The organism is Bradyrhizobium sp. YCK136, assembly GCF_044570075.1.
GTDB classification, from domain to species: Bacteria; Pseudomonadota; Alphaproteobacteria; order Rhizobiales; family Xanthobacteraceae; genus Bradyrhizobium; species Bradyrhizobium diazoefficiens.
This window is the reverse complement of sequence record NZ_CP172424.1, coordinates 7,218,238-7,243,392: the sequence shown is the minus strand read 5'-3', so window position 1 is coordinate 7,243,392 and position 25,155 is coordinate 7,218,238. Positions and strand designations below refer to the sequence as shown.

19 protein-coding genes and 2 pseudogenes are annotated in these 25,155 nt (G+C 66.0%); 12 read left to right on the top strand and 9 right to left on the bottom strand.

The genetic code is table 11. From position 1 onward, the window contains the following. Window positions 1-174 precede the first annotated feature (174 nt). A complete protein-coding gene (locus ACFLEY_RS35035; protein WP_011085312.1) occupies window positions 175-1,971 on the top strand; it encodes a tetratricopeptide repeat protein in 1,797 nt (598 codons plus the stop codon). Between the two features lie 28 nt (window positions 1,972-1,999). Then, entirely contained in the window at window positions 2,000-2,884 is an 885-nt protein-coding gene (locus ACFLEY_RS35030; protein WP_038965922.1) for a 4-(cytidine 5'-diphospho)-2-C-methyl-D-erythritol kinase, read from the top strand. Between the two features lie 130 nt (window positions 2,885-3,014). Here the strand turns inward: ACFLEY_RS35030 and ACFLEY_RS35025 are convergent, their stop codons facing one another. The 5 genes and pseudogenes from ACFLEY_RS35025 to ACFLEY_RS35005 all read right to left on the bottom strand — a co-directional run bounded on the left by ACFLEY_RS35025 (window position 3,015) and on the right by ACFLEY_RS35005 (window position 7,748). After that, entirely contained in the window at window positions 3,015-3,893 is an 879-nt protein-coding gene (locus ACFLEY_RS35025; protein WP_060910862.1) for an alpha/beta fold hydrolase, read from the bottom strand. Further along, the gene (locus ACFLEY_RS35020; RefSeq protein ID WP_060910863.1) at window positions 3,886-4,518 is read right to left on the bottom strand and encodes a LysE family translocator; all 633 of its coding nucleotides are present in this window, start codon (window positions 4,516-4,518) and stop codon (window positions 3,886-3,888) included. Before ACFLEY_RS35020 ends, ACFLEY_RS35025 begins: the two co-directional genes overlap by 8 nt. 44 nt (window positions 4,519-4,562) lie before the next feature. Next, window positions 4,563-5,825, bottom strand: a complete 1,263-nt coding sequence (gene fabF / locus ACFLEY_RS35015; protein WP_060910864.1) for a beta-ketoacyl-ACP synthase II — start codon at window positions 5,823-5,825, stop codon at window positions 4,563-4,565. 1 nt (window position 5,826) lies between these two features. Then, window positions 5,827-6,334 (bottom strand): annotated as a pseudogene (locus tag ACFLEY_RS35010) (winged helix-turn-helix transcriptional regulator). 406 nt (window positions 6,335-6,740) lie between these two features. Next, window positions 6,741-7,748 carry a polyprenyl synthetase family protein gene (locus ACFLEY_RS35005; protein WP_028175606.1) on the bottom strand — a complete coding sequence of 336 codons (1,008 nt, stop codon included), beginning with the start codon at window positions 7,746-7,748 and terminating at the stop codon, window positions 6,741-6,743. 132 nt (window positions 7,749-7,880) lie between these two features. On the opposite strand from ACFLEY_RS35005, the gene ACFLEY_RS35000 reads away from it, so the two are divergent. The 6 genes from ACFLEY_RS35000 (at window position 7,881) to glyS (ending at window position 13,518) form a co-directional block, all read left to right on the top strand. Further along, on the top strand, window positions 7,881-8,108 hold the full coding sequence (locus ACFLEY_RS35000; protein WP_060910865.1) for a DUF2007 domain-containing protein: 228 nt from the start codon (window positions 7,881-7,883) through the stop codon (window positions 8,106-8,108). Then, the gene (locus ACFLEY_RS34995; protein WP_011085320.1) at window positions 8,101-8,862 is read left to right on the top strand and encodes a tRNA1(Val) (adenine(37)-N6)-methyltransferase; all 762 of its coding nucleotides are present in this window, start codon (window positions 8,101-8,103) and stop codon (window positions 8,860-8,862) included. The genes ACFLEY_RS35000 and ACFLEY_RS34995 overlap by 8 nt, the downstream gene beginning before the upstream one ends. 216 nt (window positions 8,863-9,078) lie before the next feature. Then, on the top strand, window positions 9,079-9,987 hold the full coding sequence (locus ACFLEY_RS34990; RefSeq protein ID WP_060910866.1) for a S49 family peptidase: 909 nt from the start codon (window positions 9,079-9,081) through the stop codon (window positions 9,985-9,987). A gap of 116 nt (window positions 9,988-10,103) precedes the next feature. Next, a complete protein-coding gene (locus ACFLEY_RS34985) occupies window positions 10,104-10,295 on the top strand; it encodes a hypothetical protein (protein WP_028175609.1) in 192 nt (63 codons plus the stop codon). A 188-nt stretch (window positions 10,296-10,483) separates the two neighbouring features. Next, complete coding sequence (locus tag ACFLEY_RS34980) at window positions 10,484-11,419, top strand: glycine--tRNA ligase subunit alpha (RefSeq protein ID WP_211433788.1); 936 nt, start codon at window positions 10,484-10,486, stop codon at window positions 11,417-11,419. Beyond that, window positions 11,419-13,518, top strand: a complete 2,100-nt coding sequence (gene glyS, locus ACFLEY_RS34975) for a glycine--tRNA ligase subunit beta (RefSeq protein WP_060910867.1) — start codon at window positions 11,419-11,421, stop codon at window positions 13,516-13,518. Before ACFLEY_RS34980 ends, glyS begins: the two co-directional genes overlap by 1 nt. A gap of 306 nt (window positions 13,519-13,824) precedes the next feature. On the opposite strand, the gene ACFLEY_RS34970 is transcribed toward glyS, so the two are convergent. Then, window positions 13,825-14,178 carry a DUF1236 domain-containing protein gene (locus tag ACFLEY_RS34970; RefSeq protein WP_038965925.1) on the bottom strand — a complete coding sequence of 118 codons (354 nt, stop codon included), beginning with the start codon at window positions 14,176-14,178 and terminating at the stop codon, window positions 13,825-13,827. Between the two features lie 224 nt (window positions 14,179-14,402). Here ACFLEY_RS34970 and ACFLEY_RS34965 point away from each other — a divergent pair, with 224 nt between their 5' ends. The 3 genes from ACFLEY_RS34965 to ACFLEY_RS34955 all read left to right on the top strand — a co-directional run bounded on the left by ACFLEY_RS34965 (window position 14,403) and on the right by ACFLEY_RS34955 (window position 19,566). Next, a complete protein-coding gene (locus tag ACFLEY_RS34965; RefSeq protein WP_074077234.1) occupies window positions 14,403-14,558 on the top strand; it encodes a DUF3096 domain-containing protein in 156 nt (51 codons plus the stop codon). A 96-nt stretch (window positions 14,559-14,654) separates the two neighbouring features. Beyond that, the gene (gene ppdK, locus ACFLEY_RS34960; RefSeq protein ID WP_060910868.1) at window positions 14,655-17,591 is read left to right on the top strand and encodes a pyruvate, phosphate dikinase; all 2,937 of its coding nucleotides are present in this window, start codon (window positions 14,655-14,657) and stop codon (window positions 17,589-17,591) included. Between the two features lie 520 nt (window positions 17,592-18,111). After that, entirely contained in the window at window positions 18,112-19,566 is a 1,455-nt protein-coding gene (locus ACFLEY_RS34955; protein WP_060910869.1) for a cell wall hydrolase, read from the top strand. A gap of 189 nt (window positions 19,567-19,755) precedes the next feature. Here the strand turns inward: ACFLEY_RS34955 and nadC are convergent, their stop codons facing one another. The 3 genes from nadC to nadA form a co-directional block, all read right to left on the bottom strand. Further along, a complete protein-coding gene (gene nadC / locus ACFLEY_RS34950) occupies window positions 19,756-20,634 on the bottom strand; it encodes a carboxylating nicotinate-nucleotide diphosphorylase (protein ID WP_060910870.1) in 879 nt (292 codons plus the stop codon). A gap of 11 nt (window positions 20,635-20,645) precedes the next feature. Continuing rightward, on the bottom strand, window positions 20,646-22,256 hold the full coding sequence (locus ACFLEY_RS34945) for an L-aspartate oxidase (RefSeq protein WP_060910871.1): 1,611 nt from the start codon (window positions 22,254-22,256) through the stop codon (window positions 20,646-20,648). 172 nt (window positions 22,257-22,428) lie between these two features. Beyond that, complete coding sequence (nadA, locus tag ACFLEY_RS34940) at window positions 22,429-23,547, bottom strand: quinolinate synthase NadA (protein ID WP_060910872.1); 1,119 nt, start codon at window positions 23,545-23,547, stop codon at window positions 22,429-22,431. 341 nt (window positions 23,548-23,888) lie between these two features. Here nadA and ACFLEY_RS34935 point away from each other — a divergent pair. Further along, window positions 23,889-25,143, top strand: a pseudogene (locus ACFLEY_RS34935) (MFS transporter). Window positions 25,144-25,155 lie beyond the last annotated feature (12 nt).

Below are 25,155 nucleotides of genomic sequence, written 5' to 3'. Positions count from 1 at the left end.
TTGTCCGATTTGGGGCGTTCGGAGGCGATCGCCCGGTCCGAATCCTTGCGGTAAACCGCCAAAAGCGGCATTGTCCGGCCTGACGGTTCCGGGTCCCGATGCCACCGGCCGCGTTCGCATGCGAGACGGCTTTCTGCTGCAAACCCAGGCACTACCAACTCAAGGCGAGCCCTGATGCTTTCAAATCGTTTCAACCGCTGGACTGTCGCCGCCATCGCCCTCATGGGCACAGCGATCGCGACGGTCCCCGGCAGGGTCCTGGCGCAGACGCCGGATCATCCGTCCGATACGGCGGCGCAGTTTCCGACCCGGAACGATCTGAAGTCGCTCACGACCTCCGGCAGCTATCTCGCCGCCCGCCACGCCAGCGTCGAGCGCGACGCAACCTCGGCCGCCGCATTCTACCGCTCGGCGCTCCGCACCGATCCGAAGAACAACGAGCTGCTCGACCGTGCCTTCATCTCCTCGGTCGCCGACGGCGACATCGACGAAGCGGTCAAGCTCGCCGAGCGTGTCCTCACCATCGACAAGACCAACCGCGTCGCGCGCCTCGTCGTCGGTGTGCACGATCTCAAGATGAAGAAATACGCGACTGCGCAGACCAACATCAACCAGTCGATCCGCGGCCCCATCACCGATCTCGTCGCCACGCTGCTGTCGGGCTGGGCGGCCTATGGCGCCGGCGATTCCAAGGGTGCTGTCGCCACCATCGACAAGCTCGCCGGTCCGGAATGGTATCCGCTGTTCAAGGATCTCCACGCCGGCATGATCCTCGAACTCGCCGGCAAGGAGAAGGACGCCGGCACGCGCTTCGAGCGCGCCTACAAGCTCGACGATTCCATGCTGCGCGTCACCGAGGCCTATGCGCGCTGGCTGTCGCGCAACAAGGATGCGGCCGCCGCGACCACCGTCTACCAGGCCTTCGACAAGAAGCTCGCCCGCCATCCGCTGATCGTGGAAGGGCTGCGCGACACCAAGGCCGGCAAGAAGCTGCCGCCGCTGGTCGATTCCGCGCAGGCCGGCGCTGCCGAGGCCCTCTACGGCATCGGCGCCACGCTGACCCGCCGCGGCGGCGAGGATCTGGCACTGGTCTATCTCCAGCTCTCGCTCTACCTCCAGCCGACCCATCCGCTGGCGCTGCTCTCGCTCGCCGATCTCTATGAATCGGTGAAGCGGCCGCAGATGGCGATCAAGGTCTATGAGCGCGTGCCGTCGACCTCGCCGCTGAAGCGCAACGCGCAGATCCAGCTCGCCATCGATCTGGATTCCGCCGACCGCACCGATGAGGCGATCAAGATCCTCAAGGGCGTCACGTCAGAGGATTCCAAGGATCTCGAAGCCATCATGGCGCTAGGCAACATCGAGCGCGGCCGCAAGAAGTTCGGCGACTGCGGCGCGACCTATTCGCAGGGCGTCGACGTGCTGCCGGCCGGCAACGACAAGGCCAACAGCGTCTGGTACTATTATCGCGGCATCTGCGAGGAGCGCTCCAAGCAGTGGGCCAAGGCCGAAGCCGACATGAAGAAGGCGCTCGAGCTGCAGCCCGACCAGCCGCATGTCCTCAACTATCTCGGCTATTCCTGGATCGACCAGGGCGTGAACCTCGACGAAGGCATGAAGATGATCAAGCGCGCCGTCGAGCAGCGTCCCGACGACGGCTACATCGTCGACTCGCTCGGCTGGGCTTACTACCGCATCGGCAACTACGAAGAGGCGGTGAAGAACCTCGAGCGCGCGATCGATCTCAAGCCCGAGGATCCCACCATCAACGATCACCTTGGCGATGCCTATTGGCGCGTCGGCCGCACGCTGGAAGCCAAATTCCAGTGGTCGCACGCCCGCGATCTCAAGCCCGAGCCGGATGAGCTTCCGAAGATCGAGGCCAAGATCGCCAACGGCCTCACCGAGGACAATTCGAACTCTTCGGCCGCGCAGGCGGAGAAGAAGAAGGACGACGGCAAGGGCGGCTAAGCTGAGTGAAGTTGGGGGCGTGTCGCCGATGCCGGCGTTGATTGAAGAGGGGCGCGCGAAGGTCAATCTGAGCCTTCGCGTGGTCGGCCGTCGTGCCGACGGCTATCATGATCTCGAAAGCGTGGTGGCGTTTGCCGATTGCGCCGACCGGCTCACGTTGGAGCCGGGCGGCGAGCTGAAGCTCGCCACCACCGGGCCGCTGGCCGCAGCATGCGGCGATACTGCCGACAATCTCGTGTTCAAGGCCGCAAAGCTTCTGGCCGAGGCCGTGCCGAACCTGAAGCTGGGCGCCTTTGCGCTCGACAAGGTGCTGCCCGTCGCGGCCGGCATCGGCGGTGGCTCGGCGGATGCAGCGGCAGCGCTGCGGCTGCTGGCGCGTCTCAACAACCTGTCGCTCGATGATCCCCGCCTCCAGAAGGTCGCGCTCGCGACCGGCGCCGACGTGCCGGTGTGCCTGTATTCGCGCGCCTGCGACATGACCGGCGTCGGCGAGCAGCTGCTGCCGCTCGCGCTGCCGAGCATGCCCTGCGTGATGGTCAATCCGCGCGTGCCGGTCGCGACCAAGGACGTGTTCCAGGCGCTGGGCCTGCGCAACGGCGAGCTGCTGGTCGGCGCCACCTCCGTCATCGGAGCCCCGGCCTGGCCGGAGGAGGGCGCCTCGATTGCCGACTGGGTCGAGGTTCTCGAAACCGTCGCCAACGACCTCGAAGCCCCCGCGATGCGCATCGAACCTGTCATCGGCGAGGTGCTGGAGGCGCTACGCGACTCCGCCGGCGTCAAGCTCGCCCGCATGTCCGGCTCGGGCGCGACCTGCTTTGCGATCTATGGCGCGCCGGCCGAGGCCCATGCTGCCGCGGAAAAGATCCGGCGCGATCACCCCGGCTGGTGGGTGCATGCGGGGACGTTGAGCTAATTTAGGTATTTCTCCGACGACACTGCCGTAGGGTGGGCAAAGGCGCGATAGCGCCGTGCCCAACATGCATCCAAGTGACGCGATCGAAGTGGTGGGCACGCTTCGCTTTGCCCACCCTACGGCAGAGGAGCTAACCTGCGCCGTCCTCGGCCAGCCCGAGAAACCGCCGGATCTCACCCAACACCTCCTGCGGCTTGTCATGCTGCAGCCAGTGCCCCGCGCCGGCGATGGTCTCGACACGCGCCTGCGGGAAATAGCGCTCCAGGCCTGCTGCCCTGGCACCCGCCAGAAAGCTTTCGCCGGCATTCAGCAGCAGTGTCGGGCAGGCGATGCGCGACCAGAGTTCGACGTGATCGTCCGGCCAGAGCCGGTGCGGCGCAGAGGCGCGCTGGTAGGGATCGAACTTCCAGCTATAGGTGCCGTCCTCGTTCTGCCGCGCGCCGTGCGTTGCAAGATGCAGCGCGAGGTCGCGGGAGAGCCGCCTGTTGTGAAGCACCATCTGCGCTGCGGCATCCGCGAGGGTGGAATAGCGGCGCGGCGTGCGGTCGTGCAGCTTGTCGAGCTGGCCGACCCATTTGCTGATGCGCTCGTGCGCCGGCGGCTTCGGCGCGTCCGGCAACATGGTCACGCCGTCGAGCACGACCAGCTTCGCGACCTGCTCGGGGAACGATCCCGAAAAGATCAGGCTCACCATGCCGCCCATCGAATGGCCGACGAGAGTCACTTGGGGCGCTGCGACGCCGCGGACGAGCTGGGCGAGATCGTACACATATTCCGTCAGCGCGTAGCTGCCGCCCTTGGTCCAGTCGGAATCGCCGTGGCCGCGCAGGTCGGGCGCCAGCACGTGAAAATGCGGTTGCAGCGATCTGGCGATGACGTCCCAGCTGCGGCAATGATCGCGGCCGCCGTGGACCAGGATGAGGGGCGGCGCGCCCTCGTTGCCCCAATCGGCATAATGCAGCCGCAGGCCGTGCGATTCATAGAAGCGGCTTTGCGGGGCGCTAGCCATTTGCCGGCCGCCGCGCCAGCGCGAGCGAGAGTCCGAGGCCCGCGATGAAGACGCCGGAGCCCTGGGTGAGGCGCCGCATCAGGTGCGGCCGTCCGATCAGTTGCGTGCGCGTCGCGGACGCCATCAGCACCACGACGACATCGGCGAGTGTGTTCAGCGTCACCGAGATCGCGCCGAGCACGATGAATTGCAGCGTGGGGTTCGATCCCATGGGATCGAGGAATTGCGGAATGAAGGCAAGGAAGAACGCCGCGGTCTTCGGGTTCAGCGCCTCGACCAGCACGCCGTCGCGGAATGCGCGCCTGTCGCCGACGGGCTCGCTTTCGAGCGACAGTGCGCGGCCGGCGCTACGAAACGTCTTGATGCCGAGCCAGACCAGGTAGAGCGCGCCGACGAATTTGACGGCGCCAAACAGCTCGGCGCTGGCGAGAATGATGGCGGAGATGCCGAGACTGCCGGCGATGACATGAACCAGCCCGCCCAGCGCCGTGCCTGCGGTCGAGGCAAAGCCGCTGCCGCGCCCCTCGGACAAGGTCCGCGCCGCGACGTAGAAAATGCCGGGGCCGGGAATGGCGGCAATGAGAGACGCCGCGGCAAGGAACAGCCAGAAATTCGTGTCGGTCATCCTGCTGTCGTAGCGATGCTTGGGGCGATTGCAAGGCCCGTCGTTTAGTCCATCCGGCGGAAGATCACGCTGGCATTCACCCCGCCGAAGCCAAATCCGTTGGAGATGGCGTGCCGCATCGGCATCGGCCGCGCGCTACCTGAGACGATGTCGATGCCATCAGCGCTCGCGTCGGGGTTCTCGAAATTGAGCGTCGGCGGCGCGACCTGGTCGCGCAAGGCGAGCACGGTGAAGATCGCCTCCAGCCCGCCGGCGGCGCCGAGCAGATGGCCGGTGGCCGATTTGGTCGCGCTCACCGCGATGCTGCGGCTACGGCCGAACAGCGCGCCGATCGCGCCAAGCTCGCTTTCGTCACCGGCGGGCGTCGACGTCGCATGCGCGTTCAAATGCTGCAATTCGCCGGGCTCAAGCCGCGCCTGCTGCAGTGCGATCTCCATGGCGCGGCGCGCGCCGTCGCCATCGGGCGGCCCCGACGTCATGTGGTGGGCGTCCGCCGTCGTGCCGTATCCGACGATCTCCGCGATCGGTGTCGCGCCGCGCGCCAGCGCATGCTCGAGCGTCTCGATCACCAGGATGCCGGCGCCTTCGCCCATGACGAAGCCGTCGCGGTCGCGATCGAACGGGCGCGAGGCGCGCCTCGGCTCCTCGTTGAAGGAGCTCGACAGCGCGCGCGCCGCGGCGAAGCCGCCGAGGCTGACGATGTCGATGCAGGCCTCCGCGCCGCCGCAGATCGCAACGTCGGCCTCGCCGGCGCGGATCATGCGTGCGGCATCGCCGATCGCCTGGACGCCGGCGGCGCAGGCCGTGACCGGCGTTCCCAGCGGTCCCTTGTAGCCGTATTTGATCGAGACGTGGCCGGCGGCGAGATTGGCGAGGAACGAGGGGATCGTGAATGGCGAGAGCCGGCGCACGCCGCGCTGCTCGGTGATGCGCACCGCCTCCGCCATCGCCGGAAAGCCGCCGACGCCGGAGCCGATGACCGTCGCGGTCCGTTCCAGCGCGCTCGCATCCTGCGGCGTCCATTTGGCCTGCGCGACCGCCTCGGCGGTGGCGAGCAGCGCAAACAGGATGAAGCGGTCCATCTTGCGCTGGTCTTTCGGCGCGGCGGCCTGCGCGGGATCGAAGCCGCCGTCCGCATCGCCGGCCTTGTCGGGCACGAGGCCCGCGATGCGTGCGGGGAGCGCCTGCGCCCATTCGGGCAGGGGACGCAGCCCGCTTTGGCCGGCGAGCAGCCGGCGCCAGGACAGCTCGACACCGCAGGCGAGCGGCGACACCGCGCCCATTCCCGTCACGACGATACGACGCATGTCAGTCTCCAGCCGGCGCAATGGCCGGGTTCATGGCCTTGAGCGAAGCGAGCCGTTTGCGCATCCCGCGGCTGGCGCCCGGCCCAGCGATGATGACCGCATTGTCGAGCGTGATCGGCTGCATGTCGGCGGCATCGACCACGACCGGGTCGAACGGTCGACGATCGGCCCGGCTCGCCAGCAGAATGGATTCACCCTTCGGTGCGAGATGCCTGTTGCCCCAGGCGAGCAGCGCGGCGACCACGGGGAAGAAATCCCGCGCCTTGTCCGTCAGCACATATTCGTAACGCGGTGGCCGCTCGCTGTAACGGCGGCGGACGAACATGCCTGACGCGGTGAGATCGCCGCGACAGGATGTTCGGCGCGATCCCGAGATTTTGCGAGAACTCGTCGAACTTCGTCGCGCCCTGGAACGCATCCCGCAGGATCAAAATGCTCCACCATTCGCCGACCGTCTCCACGGCGCGGCCGACCGGGCATTCCAGGATGGAGGGGGATTTGGGCTGCATGGCGGGAGGATAGGAGAGTAACTTGCAAAATGCAAGTTACTAGGTGAGCAGCTTCATCGCGCGCGGGCGAGTTGTGCGATTGCGAACCTGTCTCTGTGATTTGAAAATGCGAATTGGCGAGCAGGGCTTGCGCGCCTTGCTCCGTCGTTGCGAGCGCAGCGAAGCAATCCAGACCGTTTCCGCGGAGGGACTCTGGATTGCTTCGCTGCGCTCGCAATGACGATCTGGGGGCAATGCGCACTGATCGAACACCGTCACCCTGAGGTGCTCGCCTCTTCGGCGAGCCTCGAAGGGCGACGGCCCGGGCCGTGCATCCTTCGAGGCTCCCGGCGCGATGCTTCGCATCGCGCCACTCGCGCCTCAGGATGACGGGGTTGATAGCAGAAGCAGAAAGACCCTCAGGCCGCTAATGCGACCGCGCCAGGCAGAACGCCACGACCTGCTCCAGCGCGCTCTTCATCGGCGACGACGGGAACAGTGCCAGGGCGTCCACCGCCATGGCGCCGTAGTGCTGGGCGCGGCTCAGCGTGTCCTCGAGCGCGCGGTGCTTGTTCATCAGGCCGATGGCGTGGTCGAGGTCGGAATCGCCGATCTCGCCGCGCTCCAGCGCCTTGATCCAGAAGGCGCGCTCGGTGTCGTTGCCGCGGCGGAAGGCGAGCACGACCGGCAGCGTGATCTTGCCCTCGCGGAAATCGTCGCCGGTGTTCTTGCCGAGCTTGGCGCTCTTGCCGCCATAGTCGAGCACGTCATCGACGAGTTGGAAGGCGATGCCGAGATTCATGCCGACCGAGCGGCAGGCGGTCTGTTCCGCCTTCGGGCGGTTGGCGATCACGGGGCCGACCTCGCAGGCGGCGGCGAACAACTCGGCGGTCTTGCCGCGGATCACGGCGAGATATTCGTCCTCGGTGGTCGCGGTGTTCTTGGCGGCCGCAAGCTGCATCACCTCGCCCTCGGCGATGGTGGCGGCCGCCGCTGAAAGAATGTCGAGCGCGCGGAGCGAGCCGACCTCGACCATCATGCGAAACGCCTGGCCGAGCAAGAAGTCGCCGACCAGCACGCTCGCCTCGTTGCCCCAGAGCATGCGCGCCGAGAGCTTGCCGCGGCGCATCTCGCTCTCGTCCACGACGTCGTCATGGAGCAGGGTGGCGGTGTGCATGAACTCGACGGAGGCCGCCAGCTTGATGTGGCCGTCGCCGGTGTAGCCGGCAAGGTTCGCCATGGCGAGCGTCAGCATCGGCCGCAGGCGTTTGCCCCCGGAGGAGATCAGATGGTTGGCGACCTCCGGGATCATGGTTACGTCGGAACCGGTCCGCGACAGGATCGTGGCGTTGACGCGCTCCATGTCACCGGCGACAAGGGCAACCAGCTCTTCGATCGACGCGCCGGGAGTTTCGAAAGGTACGATGACGGCCACGCCGGTCTCCAATATTTGCCCCGGAAGGGCTATTCTGATGGAAATACAATAGAAACTGGAGGCGGACGCGGCAAGTGCCGCGGAACCATTGACATTTGCCGCTTAACCCCTTTCAGGCAGGAGACCTGCGTTTTGCGTGAACTGGTTCGGACCAACGATATGGTGCTGGTGTCGGCGATCGGCGCGCTGCTCGACGGCGCCAATATCCATCATCTGGTGCTGGACCAGAACATGAGCATCATCGAGGGCTCGCTCGGCATTTTGCCGCGGCGGATCCTGGTCTATGAGGACGACGCCCAGGAGGCCCGGCAGCTCCTGACCGAGGCGGGGCTCAGCCACGAACTGCGCGGCGATGATTGAGGCCGACATCACCGAGGACGCCTTTCTCGGCGGCCAGTTGCGGCTGAAGCAGAAGCGGTCCGGGCATCGCGCCGGGCATGACGCCATCCTGCTCGCGGCGGCGACGGAGGCGAGAGCGGGCGACCGCGTGGTCGATCTCGGCGCCGGCATCGGCACGGCCGGGCTGGCGCTTGGCCGGCGCGTGGCGGGGATCAGGCTCAGCCTGGTCGAGATCGATCCGGAACTGGCGGAGCTCGCGCGCGCCAATGCGGCGGCGAACGCGATTGCCGCCGAGACGATCGTGCTCGACGTCACGGCCGATGCGCAGGCTTTCGTGGCACATGGGCTCGTGCCCGACAGCGTCGATAGTGTGCTGATGAACCCGCCCTTCAACGATCCGGTGCGCCATCGCGGCTCGCCGGACCAGGCGCGCCATATCGCGCATGTGGCGACGGAGGAGACGCTGCATGCGTGGGTGCATGCAGCGCGGCGTATCCTCCGGTCGAACGGTGTGCTGACGTTGATCTGGCGCGCGGATGGAATCGCCGAGATTTTGGCAGCGCTGTCACGCGGCTTCGGCAGCCTTGCGATCCTGCCGGTTCATGGCGAAGCGGGACGGCCCGCGATCCGCGTGCTGGTGCGCGCGATCAAAGGCGGCAGGGCGCCGACGCGCCTGCTGCCGGGCCTCATGCTTAACGAAGAGTCACACGTGCCTAAAAAAGAGGTGACGGATATTCTGGAGGGAAGGGCAGTCTTGCCGCTGGCGGAGCTGTGACGGCCTACTGCGGCAGCGATTCCGACTGCTGTTCTTGCGGGGACGTAAAGCGAATCGCCGTGAAAAGCGCACCGATCAGCATCAACAGCAGATAGATCTTCATGGCGTTTCCTCCGCTGCTTCATTGCAGCTTCCCGACGGGAATTCTGCAAAACACGTTCCAGGCACTTTCAATGACAGTCGCGTGATAAAAAATGGTTAAACAGAGGTAACGGCATGGCCGAACAATTGAACGATCGTGAGAGTTCCGGCCTGGCCGACAAGCTCATGCAATATCTGCCGGCGCGCTTCCGCCCCGGCACGGCGGTGGTGCCGGTGGTGCGGCTGTCAGGCGTGATCGGTGCAGTGACGCCGCTGCGTCCGGGCATGACGCTCGCAGGCGTCGCGCGGGTGCTGGAGCGGGCCTTCTCGATGCGGAACGCCAAGGCGGTGGCGCTGGTGATCAATTCGCCCGGCGGCTCGCCGGTGCAGTCGCGCCAGATCTATCTGCGCATCAAGCAGCTCGCGGCGGAGAAGAAGCTGCCGGTGCTGGTGTTCGTCGAGGACGTCGCGGCGTCGGGCGGCTACATGATCGCCTGTGCGGGCGACGAGATCTTCTGCGATCCGTCCTCGATCCTCGGCTCGATCGGCGTGGTCGGCGGCAGCTTCGGTTTTCAGGACGCGATCAAGCGGCTCGGCATCGAGCGGAGGCTCTATACCGCCGGCGCGCACAAGGCGATGCTCGATCCGTTCCTGCCCGAAAACCCCGACGACGTCGCCAAGCTCAAGGCGCTCCAGCGCGAGATCCACCAGATCTTCATTGCGCTGGTGAGGGAGAGCCGCGGCGCGCGGCTCAAGGGCGAGGACGACACCTTGTTCACCGGCGAATACTGGGCCGGCGCGAGTTCGATCGCGCTGGGGCTGGCCGACGGCATCGGCGATCTCCGCTCAACTCTTCGTGCCCGCTATGGCGAGAAGGTTCTCACCCCCGTGATCGCGCAGCCGACCGGGCTGCTGTCCGGCCTTCTGGGGCGCAAATCGCCCGGCGCAGGCCAGCTTTTGGCCCTGGAATCAATGGCCGGGCTGCCGGACGAGCTGATCTCGGCGGTCGAAACGCGGGCGATTTGGGCGAAATTCGGGTTCTAGGGCGCGGTCTTCCGCGCCATTTGGTCCCAAGGAGACTTGAAGCCGGGCCAATTGCGGCGCGGCCCGGTCTGCGCAAGAATGTCCGTGGGGGCTGAGCACTAGACAAGGATCGACAGATGCCGCCGTTCGTCGCTTTCGCGGGCGTCCTGGGCGGGCTTGCCGTGGTCCGCTGGGCCTACAAGACCGCTGTCCGGATCAACCAGGAGCTGGAGGAGATGCGCCTCGCGCGCGTCGCCGAGGCCGCCCATATGGGGGACATCCAGACGCTGAAGCGTGACCCCGTGACCGGGGCGTATCGGCCGGGTTAGCTGCACCTTCCACACGGCGTCATTCCGGGGCGGTCCGCAGGACCGAACCCGGAATCTCGAGCTTCCGGGTTCGCCCTTCGGGCGCCCCGGAATGACGGCCATTTCCACCCCCTTTGCCTTGATTCCCATCCCTGCCGTCGATACGGTCCCGCGCGATTCAAAACCCCCCGCGAGAGCCTGATCTGACGATGGACGCCTCCTTGCCCGCCCATATGCGCCCGGAACGCTCGTTCCAGGGCTTCATCCTCGCGCTCCAGCGGTTCTGGGCCGAGCAGGGCTGCGTGATCCTGCAGTCCTACGACATGGAGATGGGCGCGGGTACCTTCCATCCGGCGACCACCCTGCGCGCGCTCGGGCCGAAACCCTGGAACGCTGCCTATGTGCAGCCCTCGCGCCGGCCCAAGGACGGCCGCTACGGCGAGAATCCGAACCGGATGCAGCACTATTACCAATTCCAGGTGATCATGAAGCCGTCGCCGCCGAACCTTCAGGAGCTGTACCTGAAGTCGCTCGCCGCGATCGGCATCGATTCCGCCGTGCACGACATCCGCTTCGTCGAGGACGATTGGGAGAGCCCGACGCTGGGCGCCTGGGGCCTGGGCTGGGAATGCTGGTGCGACGGCATGGAGGTCTCCCAGTTCACCTACTTCCAGCAGGTCGCGGGCTTCGAATGCGCGCCGGTCGCGGGTGAGCTCACCTACGGGCTCGAGCGCCTCGCGATGTATGTGCAGGGCGTCGACCGCGTCTACGACCTCAATTTCAACGGCCGCGACGGCGACGCCAAGGTCACCTATGGCGACGTCTTCCTCCAGGCCGAGCGGGAATATTCGAAGCACAACTTCGAAGTTGCCGACACCGCGATGCTGTTCGAGCAGTTCAAGATGGCGGAAGCGGCCTGCCGGAAATATCTCGACGCGGGCTGGCGCGAGGGCAACCGGAAAGAGCACCTGATGGCGCTGCCGGCCTATGACCAGTGCATCAAGGCGAGCCATGTCTTCAACCTGCTCGACGCGCGCGGCGTGATCTCCGTGACCGAGCGGCAGAGCTATATTCTTCGCGTGCGCGAGCTGGCAAAGGCCTGCGGCGAGGCCTGGATCCATACTGAAGCGGGCGGAGCGGCCTGATGCCCGATCTTTTGCTTGAACTGTTCTCGGAAGAAATCCCCGCGCGCATGCAGGCGAAGGCGGCCGACGATCTGCGCCGCATGGTCACCGACAAGCTGGTCGCCGAAGGCCTCGTCTACGAGGGTGCGAAAGCCTTCGCGACGCCGCGCCGCCTTGCGCTCACCGTGCACGGAATCCCTGCGCGCCAGCCCGACCTGAAGACCGAACGCCGCGGACCGAAAATGGGCGCGCCCGATGCGGCCGTGCAGGGCTTTCTCAAAGCGACTGGTTTGAAGTCGCTGGACGAGGCCAAGATCCAGCGCGATCCGAAGGGCGACTTCTACATCGCGCTGATCGAAAAACCCGGCCGCGACGCGATCGACGTGCTTGCGGAGATCCTGCCCGTCATCATCCGCACCTTCCCCTGGCCGAAATCGATGCGCTGGGGCGCGCGTTCGGGCAAGCCGGGCTCGCTGAACTGGGTGCGTCCGCTGCACGCCATCACCGCGACGTTTGGGCTCGAGACCGAAGAGCCCGATGTCGTGAAATTCGCGGTGGACGGCATCGAAGCCGGCCAGACCACCTACGGCCATCGCTTCCTGGCGCCCGCCGCGATCAACGTGCGCCGTTTCGAGGACTATGAAGCGAAGCTGCTGGACGCGAAGGTCGTGCTCGATCCCGAGCGCCGCAAGGACGCGATCCTCACCGACGCCAAGCAACTTGCGTTCGCGCAGGGTTTTGAGCTCGTCGAGGACCAGAACCTGCTCGACGAGGTCGCCGGCCTCGTCGAATGGCCGGTCGTGCTGATGGGCTCGTTCGAACCGGAATTCCTGGCGACGCCCGCGGAAGTGATCCGCGCCACGATTCGCAACAACCAGAAGTGCTTTGTCGTGAGCGATGCCAAGACGGGCAAGCTCGCCAACAAGTTCATCCTGGTCGCCAACATCGAGGCGACGGACGGCGGCAAGACCATCATCGCCGGCAACGAGCGCGTCATCCGCGCGCGGCTTTCCGATGCGAAGTTCTTCTACGAGACGGACCTCAAAACCAAGCTCGATGACCGCCTGCCGAAGTTCGAGCAGATCGTGTTCCACGAGAAGCTCGGGACGCAGGCCGCGCGCATCAAGCGCATCGAGCGGCTCGCCGCCGAGATCGCGCCGCTGGTCGGCGCCGATGTTGCCAAGACGGCGCGTGCCGCGCATCTGGCGAAGGCGGATTTGCTGACCGAAGTCGTCGGCGAATTCCCGGAGGTGCAGGGCCTGATGGGCAAGTACTACGCGCTGGCCCAGGGCGAGGATGCCTCCGTCGCGGCGGCCTGCGAGGAGCACTACAAGCCGCAGGGCCCCGCCGATCGCGTGCCGACCGACCCGGTCAGCGTCGCGGTGGCGCTCGCCGACAAGCTCGACACGCTCGTCGGATTCTGGGCCATCGATGAGAAGCCGACGGGCAGCAAGGACCCGTATGCGCTGCGTCGCGCGGCGCTCGGCGTGATCCGGTTGATTGCCGAGAACACGTTGCGGCTGTCGCTCATGAAGGTGGCTGCGTCCGCACTCGCCGGCTTGTCGGTGAAGCCAGCCGATGTGCAGAAGCTTCCGGGTGACCTGCTTACCTTCTTCGCCGACCGCCTGAAGGTCCAGCTCCGCGAGCAGGGCGCGCGGCACGATCTCGTTGACGCCGTGTTCGCCCTCGGTGGCCAGGACGACCTGCTGATGATCGTTCGCCGCGTCGATGCGCTCGGCAAATTTCTCGAATCCGACGACGGCAAGAACCTGCTGGCCGGCACCAAGCGCGCCAGCAACATCCTCTCGATTGAGGAGAAGAAGGACAAGCGCACGTTCGACGGTGCGCCGGATGCTGCGCTCTACAGTCTCGGCGAGGAGAAGGCGCTGGCCAGGGCGATCGGCGAGGTGCAGGCGGAAGCCAGCACCGCCGTCGCGAAGGAGGACTTTGCCGCCGCGATGAGCGCGATGGCGAAGCTGCGTTCGCCGGTCGATGCGTTCTTCGACAAGGTTCGCGTCAACGACGACGATCCGAAGGTGCGCGAGAACCGCCTGAAGCTGCTCAACGAAATCCGCAGCGCCACGCGTGCGGTCGCGGACTTCTCGAAGATCCAGGATTGAGGCGCGGCCGCGCGGCAAACACTACTGTCATTCTGGGGCGCGCGAAGCGCGAACCCGGAATCCATTCATCGTCACGCGCTGTGGCCCGATGGATTCCGGGCCCACGCCTCCGGCGTGTCCCGGAATGACGGCTCTTGCTGAGGATAAAAAAGCCCCACCCGGCGGGGGAAACCGGGCGGGGCCTGATGTCCGATCCTAACACTGCACGCGTCAGCCTGATTTAACGCGCCGGACATCGAGTTGAACGATGCGTTTTCGAGCGAAGTGGATACCGGTTCGCTCGAAAGGAACGTGTCCGTCGAGGATCTAGTCTAGCACCTCGACGATGCGCCGCGAGCGCGGCTCGACCAGCACGGTCTCGCCGTTCACGACGGTGTAGCGATAGGTGGTGGCGCCGAAACGTTGCGGCACGTCATAATAGGTGACGCCGCTCTCGGGTAAGGTGGCGCCGACCACCACGCGATCCGGAATGCGAAAGGCCGGTACACGTTGTTCGACCACATAGTCGCGGAAGGCTGGCCGCTGCTCGACCGCGATCGTCGGGCCGCCGTCGACCACGACGGGCGCGCGTCCAACCGTAATGCCTGTTTGCGCCTGTGCCGCAATCGGCGCACCGAGCGCGACGCCAAGCGCTGCGAGAGCGAGAATCCTGTTCCGCATGGGCAACTCCTTCGACATGATTTCAGCCGGCGCCAGTGGCGCGACCGGTTGCCAATGCTGCGACGCGCGCGATGTTCCGGAAAATGCCTTGCCGCATTCGCGGCATTTTTGGGCAGTTTTCGCGAAGAGGGGAACTCGTGCGACCCCTAGTGCGTCTCTACCCGCGGAACCGGGTCCGCTATGATCCGCCCGCGATTCGCCCCACCACCACGGAAAGATAATTCATGCACATCACTGTCGCCCACATTTCGCCGATCCTGTCGTTGATTGCGGGCGTGCTCATCCTGATCATGCCGCGGCTTCTCAACCTCATCGTCGCGATCTTTCTCATCATAAATGGTGCGATCGGGCTCGGATTGTTGAAGTGGCTCCATCTCTAGGCCTTCATTTTCCGGAACTCTTCGACTTGCGCGGGCCTGCCCAAAGTGGTGTAAGGCGCGCGATTTCCCTTTCCTCTCGCAGGTTGTGTGCAAGCTATGGCCAAAGCCGCCTCGAAGCCTAAGAAAATACCAGCGAAATCAAAGTCCTCCGTCAAGGCGAAAGCCGCGCCGGCGGCTCGCAAGGCGCTTTCCAAGAGTGCCCCGAAGCCGATTGCCAAGCCCGCGGCCAAGCCGGCTGCGAAGCCCGCCGGCAAGGCGGTTTCAAAGGCTGCGACCAAGCCGGTTGCGCCGAAGGCCGCCGCCAAGGTCGCTCTGAAGCCGGCACCGAGCAAAGTTGCGCCAGCTGCAGCCAAGGCCGGCAAATGGGTGTTCACGTTCGGCGACGGCAAGGCCGAGGGCCGGACGGAGATGCGCGACCTGCTCGGCGGCAAGGGCGCCAACCTCGCCGAGATGGCCAATCTCGGCCTGCCGGTGCCCCCCGGCTTCACCATCCCGACCTCGGTCTGCACCTACTTCTACGCACACGGCAAGACCTATCCGAAGGAGTTGCAGTCGCAGGTTGAGAAGGCGCTCGACCATGTCGGCAAGTTGACCGGCAAGGTGTTCGGCGACACCAAGAACCCGCTGCTCGTCTCCGTGCGCTCCGGCGCGCGCGCTTCGATGCCGGGCATGATGGACACCGTGCTCAATCTCGGCCTCAACGACGAGACCGTGGAAGCGCTCTCGGAACTGTCGGGCGACCGCCGCTTCGCCTATGACAGCTACCGCCGCTTCATCACCATGTATTCCGACGTGGTGCTCGGTTTCGAGCATCATCATTTCGAGGAAATCCTCGATACCTTCAAGGACAGCCAAGGCTACACGCTCGACACCGACCTGTCCGCGGAGGACTGGGTCGAGCTGGTCGGCAAGTACAAGGACGCGGTCGCGCGCGAGACCGGGAAGAATTTCCCGCAGGATCCGCACGACCAGCTCTGGGGCGCGATTGGAGCGGTGTTTTCATCCTGGATGAACGCACGCGCGGTGACCTATCGCAAGCTGCACGACATTCCGGAATCCTGGGGCACCGCGGTCAACGTGCAGGCCATGGTGTTCGGCAACATGGGCGAGACGTCGGCGACCGGTGTCGCCTTCACCCGCAACCCCTCGACCGGCGAGAGCAAGCTCTACGGCGAGTTCCTGATCAACGCGCAGGGCGAGGACGTGGTGGCGGGCATCCGCACGCCGCAGGACATCACCGAGGAAGCGCGGAAGGAATCCGGCTCCGACAAGGCGTCGATGGAAGCGGCGATGCCCGAGGCCTTCAAGGAGCTGACGCGGATCTACACGCTGCTCGAGAAGCACTACCGCGACATGCAGGACATGGAGTTCACGGTCGAGCAGGGCAAGCTCTGGATGCTCCAGACCCGCGGCGGCAAGCGTACCGCCAAGGCGGCGCTGCGCATCGCGGTCGAGCTCGCCAATGAGGGCCTGATCACCAAGAAGGAAGCGGTGACGCGGATCGATCCGGCTTCGCTCGACCAGCTGCTGCATCCGACCATCGATCCCAACGCCAAGCGCGACGTGATCGCGACCGGCCTGCCAGCTTCGCCCGGTGCGGCTTCCGGCGAGATCGTGTTCTCCTCGGACGAAGCGGCCAAGCTTCAGGCCGACGGACGTAAGGTGATCTTGGTCCGCATCGAGACCAGCCCCGAGGACATCCACGGCATGCACGCCGCCGAAGGCATCCTCACCACCCGCGGCGGCATGACCTCGCATGCGGCGGTGGTCGCGCGCGGCATGGGCAAGCCCTGCGTCTCCGGCTGCGGCACCATCCGCGTCGACTACGGCCGCGGCACCATGAGCATCGGCTCGCGCACCTTCAAGACCGGCGACGTCATCACCATCGACGGCTCGCTCGGCCAGGTGCTCGCCGGCCGCATGCCGATGATCGAGCCGGAGCTGTCCGGCGAGTTCGGCACGCTGATGAAGTGGGCCGACCAGGTCCGCAAGATCGGCGTTCGCGTCAATGGAGATACCCCGGACGACGCCCGCACCGCGATCAAGTTCGGCGCGGAAGGCATCGGCCTGTGCCGCACCGAGCACATGTTCTTCGAGGAGACCCGCATCCGCACGGTGCGGGAGATGATCCTCTCGGAGGACGAGCAGTCACGTCGCGCAGCGCTCGCCAAGCTGCTGCCGATGCAGCGTGCCGACTTCGTCGAGCTGTTCGAGATCATGAAGGGCCTGCCCGTCACGATCCGGCTTTTGGATCCTCCCCTCCATGAATTCCTGCCGCACACCCATGCCGAGGTCGAGGAAGTGGCGCGCGCCATGAACACCGACCCGCGGCGCCTGGCCGACCGCGCGCGCGAGCTGTCGGAGTTCAACCCGATGCTCGGCTTCCGCGGCTGCCGTATCGCGATCGCTTACCCCGAGATCGCCGAGATGCAGGCGCGCGCGATCTTCGAGGCCGCGGTCGAGGCCGAGAAGCGCACCGGCAAGGCCGTGGGCCTCGAGGTGATGGTGCCGCTGATCGCCACCAAGATGGAGCTCGACCTCGTCAAGGCGCGCATCGACGCCACCGCACAGGCCGTGATGCGCGACACCAACACCAAGCTCGCCTATCAGGTCGGCACCATGATCGAGCTGCCGCGCGCCTGTCTGCTCGCGGCCGAGATCGCGGAGAGCGCCGAGTTCTTCTCGTTCGGCACCAACGATCTGACGCAGACCACCTACGGCATCAGCCGCGACGATGCCGCGAGCTTCCTCGGCACCTACGTGTCCAAGGGCATCCTTCCGATCGATCCCTTCGTCGCGCTCGATCAGGAAGGCGTCGGCGAACTGGTGAAGATCGGCGTCGCGCGCGGCCGCAAGACCCGCCCGAAGCTCAAGGTCGGCATCTGCGGCGAGCATGGCGGCGATCCCGCTTCCGTCGCCTTCTGCCACAATATCGGCCTCGACTACGTCTCCTGCTCGCCCTACCGCGTGCCGATCGCCCGCCTCGCCGCGGCGCAAGCCGCACTCGGCAAGGCGGTCGCGAGCCAGGCGTAAGGCGATTTGAAATGTTGAATGCGAAGAGGCGGGGCCCAACCCCGCCTCTTTCATTTTGAGCGGCACTCTTGCCACGCCGTCATTGCGAGCGCAGCGAAGCAATCCAGGATCCCTCCGCGGCGGCAGTCTGGATTGCTTCACTCCGCTCGCAATGACGAGACTGTTGAGCGCATGCCGCCACACTCTCGGTGTCATCGCCCGCGGGGCATGACTGCTGTGGTGTGGAAGCGCTGTGTGCAAACGCCAACACCGGGAACTCGTCGCGCGTGCCGTAATGATACGTGCGCGCAAGAGTTCCTTCACCATTTGCGTTGACCAGATGTTTACCGCTTCACGTGAGGCGGCATTTACCAAGGCGCATCATTGCCCCGTGAAAACACCTGCAATCGCTTGAGTGTGCCGCGCGCGCAACGCCGATTAACGCCCCGGCAACCTAAATTGGATACTTACGAAAAAGATCGAATTGCACGGATGTACTGCGGTTCGATTTGTCTGGCGTTAGCGTAGCGTGAGCGTATCGATGTCAGTGTTGCGTAACCATCCGAAGGGCGCGCGGTTCGCGTCCTTCGGCATCGGTCTCTGCATCTTCGCATTGATGCCGAGAGAGACCGGCTATCAGGATATTGCCTCGCTGCTGGCGCGTCAGCCCGGCGTCGCCGAGCGTTGGCAGAAGCAGGTGTATTCCGCGGCGTCCTCGATCCAGCTCGCCACCTACAGTTTTTCCCGCCCCATCGGCACCTCGGTTCCGCAGAGCGCGATGGTTCGCCTCGCCAGCCTCGATGGCCGTGACGTCACCGGCGCGATCAGCCGCAATCCGGCGCTTCAGGCGCCGCCGCGCTACCAGGCCGCCGACTTTCCCAAGGTCGATCGCTCCATGAAGGGTGATCACCTCGCTATCGTACCACCGACGACGTCTCCCGACGCTGCCGCACCGACCGCAGCCCCCGCGCAGGAAGATCCCGCGACGTCGAACAGCTCGGTGTTCGGCGCCAAGACCGCCGCGTTGCCGCAAGCGATGTCGCCGGAGTCCGCAGCCGCGCTCGACCCCGAGCTCCAGGAAGCGCTTCGCGCGCCGCCGTTGCCGCAATATGCCAATCCGCCGAAGGCCAGCGACCTTGCGCGCTCGTTCGCGGTTCAGCCGCTGGAGGCGCTGAAGCGGGCCACAGCGCCCGCCGCGCCTGCGCGCGATCCCTTCAGCATCAAGACCGCGAACCTGTTCTTCGGCAGTTCCTCGCTCGGCGGCAATCTCGAGAGCATCGAGAGCTGGCAGCCCGGCGCCGAGCCGCTGATCGTGATGCCCGACCCCGACATGAAGGTGACGGCCTCGCTGACGCCGCCGTCGGAAGAGATCGCCAAGGACATCGAGAGCGGCGAGAGCGTCGCGCCGAAGGGCGAGGTCAACGCCGACAACCAGCGCGCCAGGTCGCCGGCGGAGCGGCTCGCACTCGACGACAAGTCGCGCGCGAAATCCGAGAAGTGCCTCGCGGAAGCGGTCTACTTCGAGTCCCGCGGCGAGGCCGTGCGCGGCCAGATGGCGGTCGCGCAGGTCGTGATGAACCGCGTGTTCTCCGGCAAATATCCCGACACGGTGTGCGGAGCAGTCTATCAGAACAAGCACCGCCATTTCGCCTGCCAGTTCACCTTTGCCTGCGACAACAATCCCGACGTGATCCGCGAGCCCGAGATGTGGGAGCGCGCCAAGAAGATCGCGAAAGCGATGCTCGACGGCCAGATCTGGCTGCCCGAGGTCGGCAAGTCCACGCATTACCACGCCTATTGGGTGCGCCCGTCCTGGGTCGCCGAGATGAAGAAGATGTACAAGACCGGCGTGCACACCTTCTATCGCCCGCGCGCCTGGGGCGACGGCAGCGAGGAACCGAGCTGGGGCTCTCCGGCCCAGACCGCCGCACTCTCCGCCGAACTCACGCAGGAAGCCAAGAGCTCCGCCGAGATGGGTGTGAGCGAGCGGCGCTGAGATAGCTTACGGCTGTCGCCGCAAGCGCAGCCGTGCTCCCTCGCCCCGCTTGCGGGGAGAGGGTTGGGGTGAGGGGGACTCTCCACGGGGACGGTGAGAGTTAGACTCGCGGAGACTCCCCCTCACCCGGAATCCGCGCTTTCAGCGCGAATTCCGGCCTCTCCCCGCAAGCGGGGAGAGGCAAAGAAATCACGCCTCGATATCCAGTGCACAATCGAAATTCGGCGCCGAATGCGTCAGCGCGCCGGACGAGGCGTAGTCGACGCCGGTCGCTGCGATTGCGGCGATCGAGTCCAGCGTGACGCCGCCGGATGCTTCCAGCTTGAGCCGTCCCTCGCTCATCCGCACCGCCTCACGCAGCGTCGCAAGGTCCATGTTGTCGAGCAGCACGGCGTCAGCCATCCCCGTGTCCAGCACCTCGCGCAGCTGCGCCAGCGTATCGACCTCGATCTCGATCTTGACGAGATGGCCGGCGTGGGCGCGTGCGCGCTCCAGCACGGGGCGGATGCCGCCGGCGACCGCGATGTGGTTGTCCTTGATCAGGATCGCGTCGTCGAGGCCGAAGCGGTGGTTGAAGCCGCCGCCGCAGCGCACCGCGTATTTCTCCAGTGCGCGCAAGCCCGGTGTGGTTTTTCGCGTGCAGCAGATCCGCATCCTGGTGCCTTCGGTGCGCGCGACATAGTCCGCCGTCAGCGTCGCGACGCCCGACAGCCGACCGACGAAGTTCAGCGCGGTCCGCTCCGCGGTGAGAATGGCGCGCGCGGGACCGGAGATCGTCAGCACGAGCTGCCCGCGCGCTACGCGCGCGGCGTCGCGGACATGCGCGCGCACCTCGATGTCCGGCGACAGCTTTTGCAGCGTCGCCAGCGCCAGCGGCAGGCCGGCGATCACGCCGGACTGGCGCGCGACCAGGATCGCCTTTGCTGTTGTCGCCTCCGGGATCGTCGCGAGCGAGGTGATGTCGCCGGCGCGGCCGAGATCCTCGTCGAGCGCGCGGTGCACGGCCTCGTCGATCGCGAGCGGCGAGAGGAAGGCGTCGGGATAGAGCAGGGATGTCGGGGTGATCATAAAGGACTCCGTCAGGCGATCATGGGTTGCGCGGTGCGCGGCATTGGGCGTTCGGTGAGGTTTTCTGCGACCTCGCGCGCTGCTGCGAGGGTGGTCATCGTTCTCTTCGCCTGCGCGGGGAGATCAGCCGGATGATCGGAGCGGAAATGCGCGCCGCGGCTCTCGCACCGCGTCCAGGCCGCAGCGGCGACGAGCAGGGCTGTTGTCGCCATGTTGCGGACAGCGATGCTCGTTGCGTCACGTTCGAGCGCAGCGAAGCTGTGCACGGCCTCCGCAAGACCGTCACCGTGACGGATCACGCCGACATGCGCGCTCATCGTCGCGCGCAGCCGCTTCACGACCGCGGCATCCGGTGCGCCGCCGCGCGGCGCCACCAATGCGTCGGGAAGGCGGGCAGCCGAGGGGATGGCGCGGCCGGCGATGTCGTCGGCGATGCGTGCGGCGTAGACCACGGCCTCCAGCAGCGAATTCGAGGCGAGGCGGTTCGCGCCATGCGCACCGGTGGAGGACACTTCGCCGCCGGCCCATAGCCCGTCGATCGAGCTGCGGCCGCGCCCATCCACCGCGATGCCGCCCATGTGGTAGTGCGCGGCGGGCGCGATCGGGATGGCCTGCGTGGCGGGATCGATGCCGGCGGCGATGCAGCTCGCATGCACGGTCGGGAATTTGTCGGCGAAGCGCGCGCCCAGCGCCTGCCGAGCGTCGAGGAACGCGCCGCGCCCGGCCGCGATCTCGGCGAACACGCCGCGGGCCACGATGTCGCGCGGCGCGAGCTCGGCGAGCGGATGACGCGTCAGCATGAAACGCTCGCCATCGGCGTTGATCAGCGTCGCCCCTTCGCCGCGCAGCGCCTCCGTCGCCAGCGGTGCCGGATCGCGGCCGACCATGATGGCGGTGGGGTGGAACTGCACGAATTCAGGATCGGCGATCAGGGCGCCGGCGCGCGCGGCGATCGCAAGGCCCGATCCGCTTGCTTCAATCGGATTGGTGGTGACGGCATAGAGATGGCCGAGGCCGCCGGTCGCGAGCACCACCGCGCGTGAGGCGAGCAGGACCGGCGGGGCGGCAGGATTGCCGGCCTCGCGCAACTGAAGGCCGGAGACGGCGCCGTTTTCCGTCAACAGCGCTTCGGCGACGAAACCCTCGATCAGCCGGATCGACGGCGTTCGGCGCACAGCCTCGCCCAGCGCCGCGATGATCGCTGCGCCCGCGCCGTCGCCGCGCACATGCACGATGCGGCGCGCCGAATGCGCAGCTTCCCGCCCCACCGCGAGCCTGCCTTCGAGGTCGCGATCGAACGGCACGCCATAGGCGAGCAGGTCATGGATGCGCGGCGCGGCCTCGCGGGCGATCCCGAGCGCGACCGCCTCGTCGACGAGGCCGCCGCCGACCGCAACCGTATCTGCGGCATGTGCTTCCGGAGTATCGCCCTCGGCCACCGCCGCGGCGATGCCGCCTTGCGCCCATGCCGATGAGGCGCCCTGTCCGAGCGGTGCCGCCGAGATCAGCGTCACCGGCCGCGGGGCGAGTTTTAGCGCGCAGAACAGTCCGGCAAGGCCGCCGCCGACGATGACAACATCGTCGGTGCTGCGAGTGAGGTTGTGGATGTTGTTTGTTGTCATGGCTTTCTCCAAGCTCTCAACCGTCGTCCCGGCGAAGGCCGGGACCCATACTCCGCAGCAGTAGTTGTTTGGCTAAGCTGCTTGACGTCGTTCTCTGCAACCACACCTTCCTGTGGTTATGGGTCCCGGCCTTCGCCGGGACGACACTGTGGGTGTTGCTGCTGTTTGATGCTCAATTCTTCAGATTGATCATCCGCTCGACCGAGCGTCGCGCGCGCTCTGCAAGCGCGGGATCGATCGTCACCTCCTCGCGCAGCGTCAGCAGGCTCTCCAGAATGTTGGCGAGCGTGATGCGCTTCATGTGCGGGCAGAGATTGCAGGGGCGTAGCATCTCCACGTCGGGCAGCTCGGCGCGTACATTGTCGGCCATCGAGCATTCGGTGATCATCACCAGCCGCCGCGGCCGCTTCGCGCGCACCCAGTTGATCATGTGTGCGGTCGAGCCGGTAAAGTCGGCCTCGGCCAGCACGTCGGGCGGGCATTCGGGATGGGCGATGATCTGCACCGAGGGATCGGCCTCGCGAAGCTCGCGGAGCTCCCCGCCGGTGAAGCGCTCGTGCACCTCGCAGGCGCCCTTCCAGGCGATGATCTTCACGTCGGTCTTCGAGGCCACGTAGGTCGCGAGATAGCGGTCGGGCAGGAAGATCACACTCGGCGCATTGAGGCTCTCGACCACCTGCACCGCGTTCGACGAAGTGCAGCAGATGTCCACCTCGGCCTTAACCTCCGCCGAGGTGTTGACATAGGCGACGACGGGAACGCCGGGAAATTTTTCCCGGAGCAGGCGAACGTCGGCGCCAGTGATGCTGGCGGCAAGCGAGCAGCCGGCGCGCGAATCCGGAATCAGCACCGTCTTGTCCGGGTTGAGCAGTTTCGAGGTCTCCGCCATGAAGTGCACGCCGCACTGGACGATGATGCCGGCCTTCACCTTGGTGGCTTCGACGGCGAGCTGGAGCGAGTCGCCGCCGATGTCGGCGACGCAGTGGAAGATCTCCGGGGCCTGGTAATTGTGCGCAAGGATCACTGCGCCGCGCGCCTGCTTCAGCTCGTTGATCGCCTTGATGGTCGGCGCCATCAGCGGCCACTCGATCGGCGGGATCACGTGCTTCACGCGCTCATAGAGCGGCGCGGTGGCGCGCTCGACCTCGTCAGTCCATTCCAGCGAGGGCATCGGCAGTATCGATCCCGTTCGCGCCGGCGCGGCGCGTGGGAAGGGCGTGATCTGGTTCGTGGCTTGGCCCTGCGGCCGGTTGGCAAAGTCGTCGGGGCCGTAAAGTCCAGTGATCGGCATCAAAGCCTCCCGCTCGTGTTATTATGCTCAATTTGAGTATATTAAGAGCCCGAGAAATCCGGCCGAGAGGCCGGGTCGCACATCGTCATTGCCCTAATATGCTCAATCTGAGTAAATCAAAGATATCACGCATGGCCGGGAGTTGCTAGATCTCCTCGCACACATTCCCGTCAAGTCGCGCTCCGCGGCGCCGGACCAGGTCTGGTTGAAACGCAATGCTCGCGCGGCAGCCCTTCGGAGAACGCAATCATTTTTGACTTGGGATGTTCATGCATTTGCATTAAACGAGCTGACCTGTGGCTGCCTATTTCGGATCCGCCAACGACAAGATGAGGAACACCATGTCGACACAAGCGGGCGAACTCGGTCCGGTCTCGCGTTCCTCCACCTGGCGCACGCCGGCAATCATCATCCTCTGCGGCTGCGCCATCGGCATGCTCGGCTTCGGCCCGCGCTCGGCGCTCGGCTTCTTCGTGCAGCCGATGAGCCATGAGTTCGCCTGGGGGCGTGACGTGTTCGGCCTCGCCATCGCCGTGCAGAACCTGTTGTGGGGATTGGGCCAGCCGGTCGCCGGCGCGGTCGCCGATCGATTCGGCCTGTTCCGGGTGATGTGCGTCGGCGCGCTGCTCTATGCCGGCGGCCTGCTCCTGATGCGCTACTCCTCGACGCCGCTGTCGCTGAACCTCGGCGCGGGCGTGATGGTTGGCTTTGGTCTTGCCGGCTGCTCGTTCAACCTGGTGCTGTCGGCGTTCAGCAAGCTGTTGCCGCCCGAGAAGCGCGGCCTGGCGCTCGGCGCCGGTACTGCGGCGGGCTCGTTCGGTCAGTTCCTGTTCGCGCCGATCGGCGTCGCGCTGATCGACAATTTCGGCTGGCAGCAGGCGCTCACCGTGTTCGGCTTCCTGATGCTGCTGATCATTCCGCTGTCGCTGGCGCTCTCGACGCCGCCGGTCGCAAGCACGGCAAACGCGGCGCCTGCGGATGAGCAGACCTTCATGAAGGCGCTCGCGGAAGCCTTTGGCCACCGCTCCTATGTGCTGTTGGTGCTCGGCTTCTTCACCTGCGGCTTCCAGCTTGCTTTCATCACGGTGCATCTGCCGGCGTTCCTGGTCGATCGCGGCATCTCGACACAAACCGGCGGCTGGGTGATCGCGGCGATCGGCCTGTTCAACATCATGGGATCGCTCAGCGTCGGTTATCTCCAGAACTCGCTGCCCAAGCGCTACATCCTCTCGACCATCTATTTCACCCGCGCGCTTGCGACGCTGGTCTTCATCTCGTTCCCGATCACGCCGTTCCTCGGCGATCGCGTTCGGTGCGATCTCCGGCCTGACCTGGCTGTCGACGGTGCCGCCGACCTCGGCGCTGGTCGCGCTGATGTTCGGCACGCGCTGGCTCGCGACGCTCTATGGCTTCGCCTTCGTCAGCCATCAGGTCGGGGGCTTCCTCGGCGTCTGGCTCGGCGGCATCGTGTTCGAGCGGTTCGGTTCCTACACGCCGATCTGGTGGCTCTCGATCCTGTTCGGCGTGCTCTCGGCGCTGATCAATCTTCCGATCGTGGAGAAACCCGTCGCGAGAGCGGTTGCGCAGCCTGCCTGATCGGCTAAACAT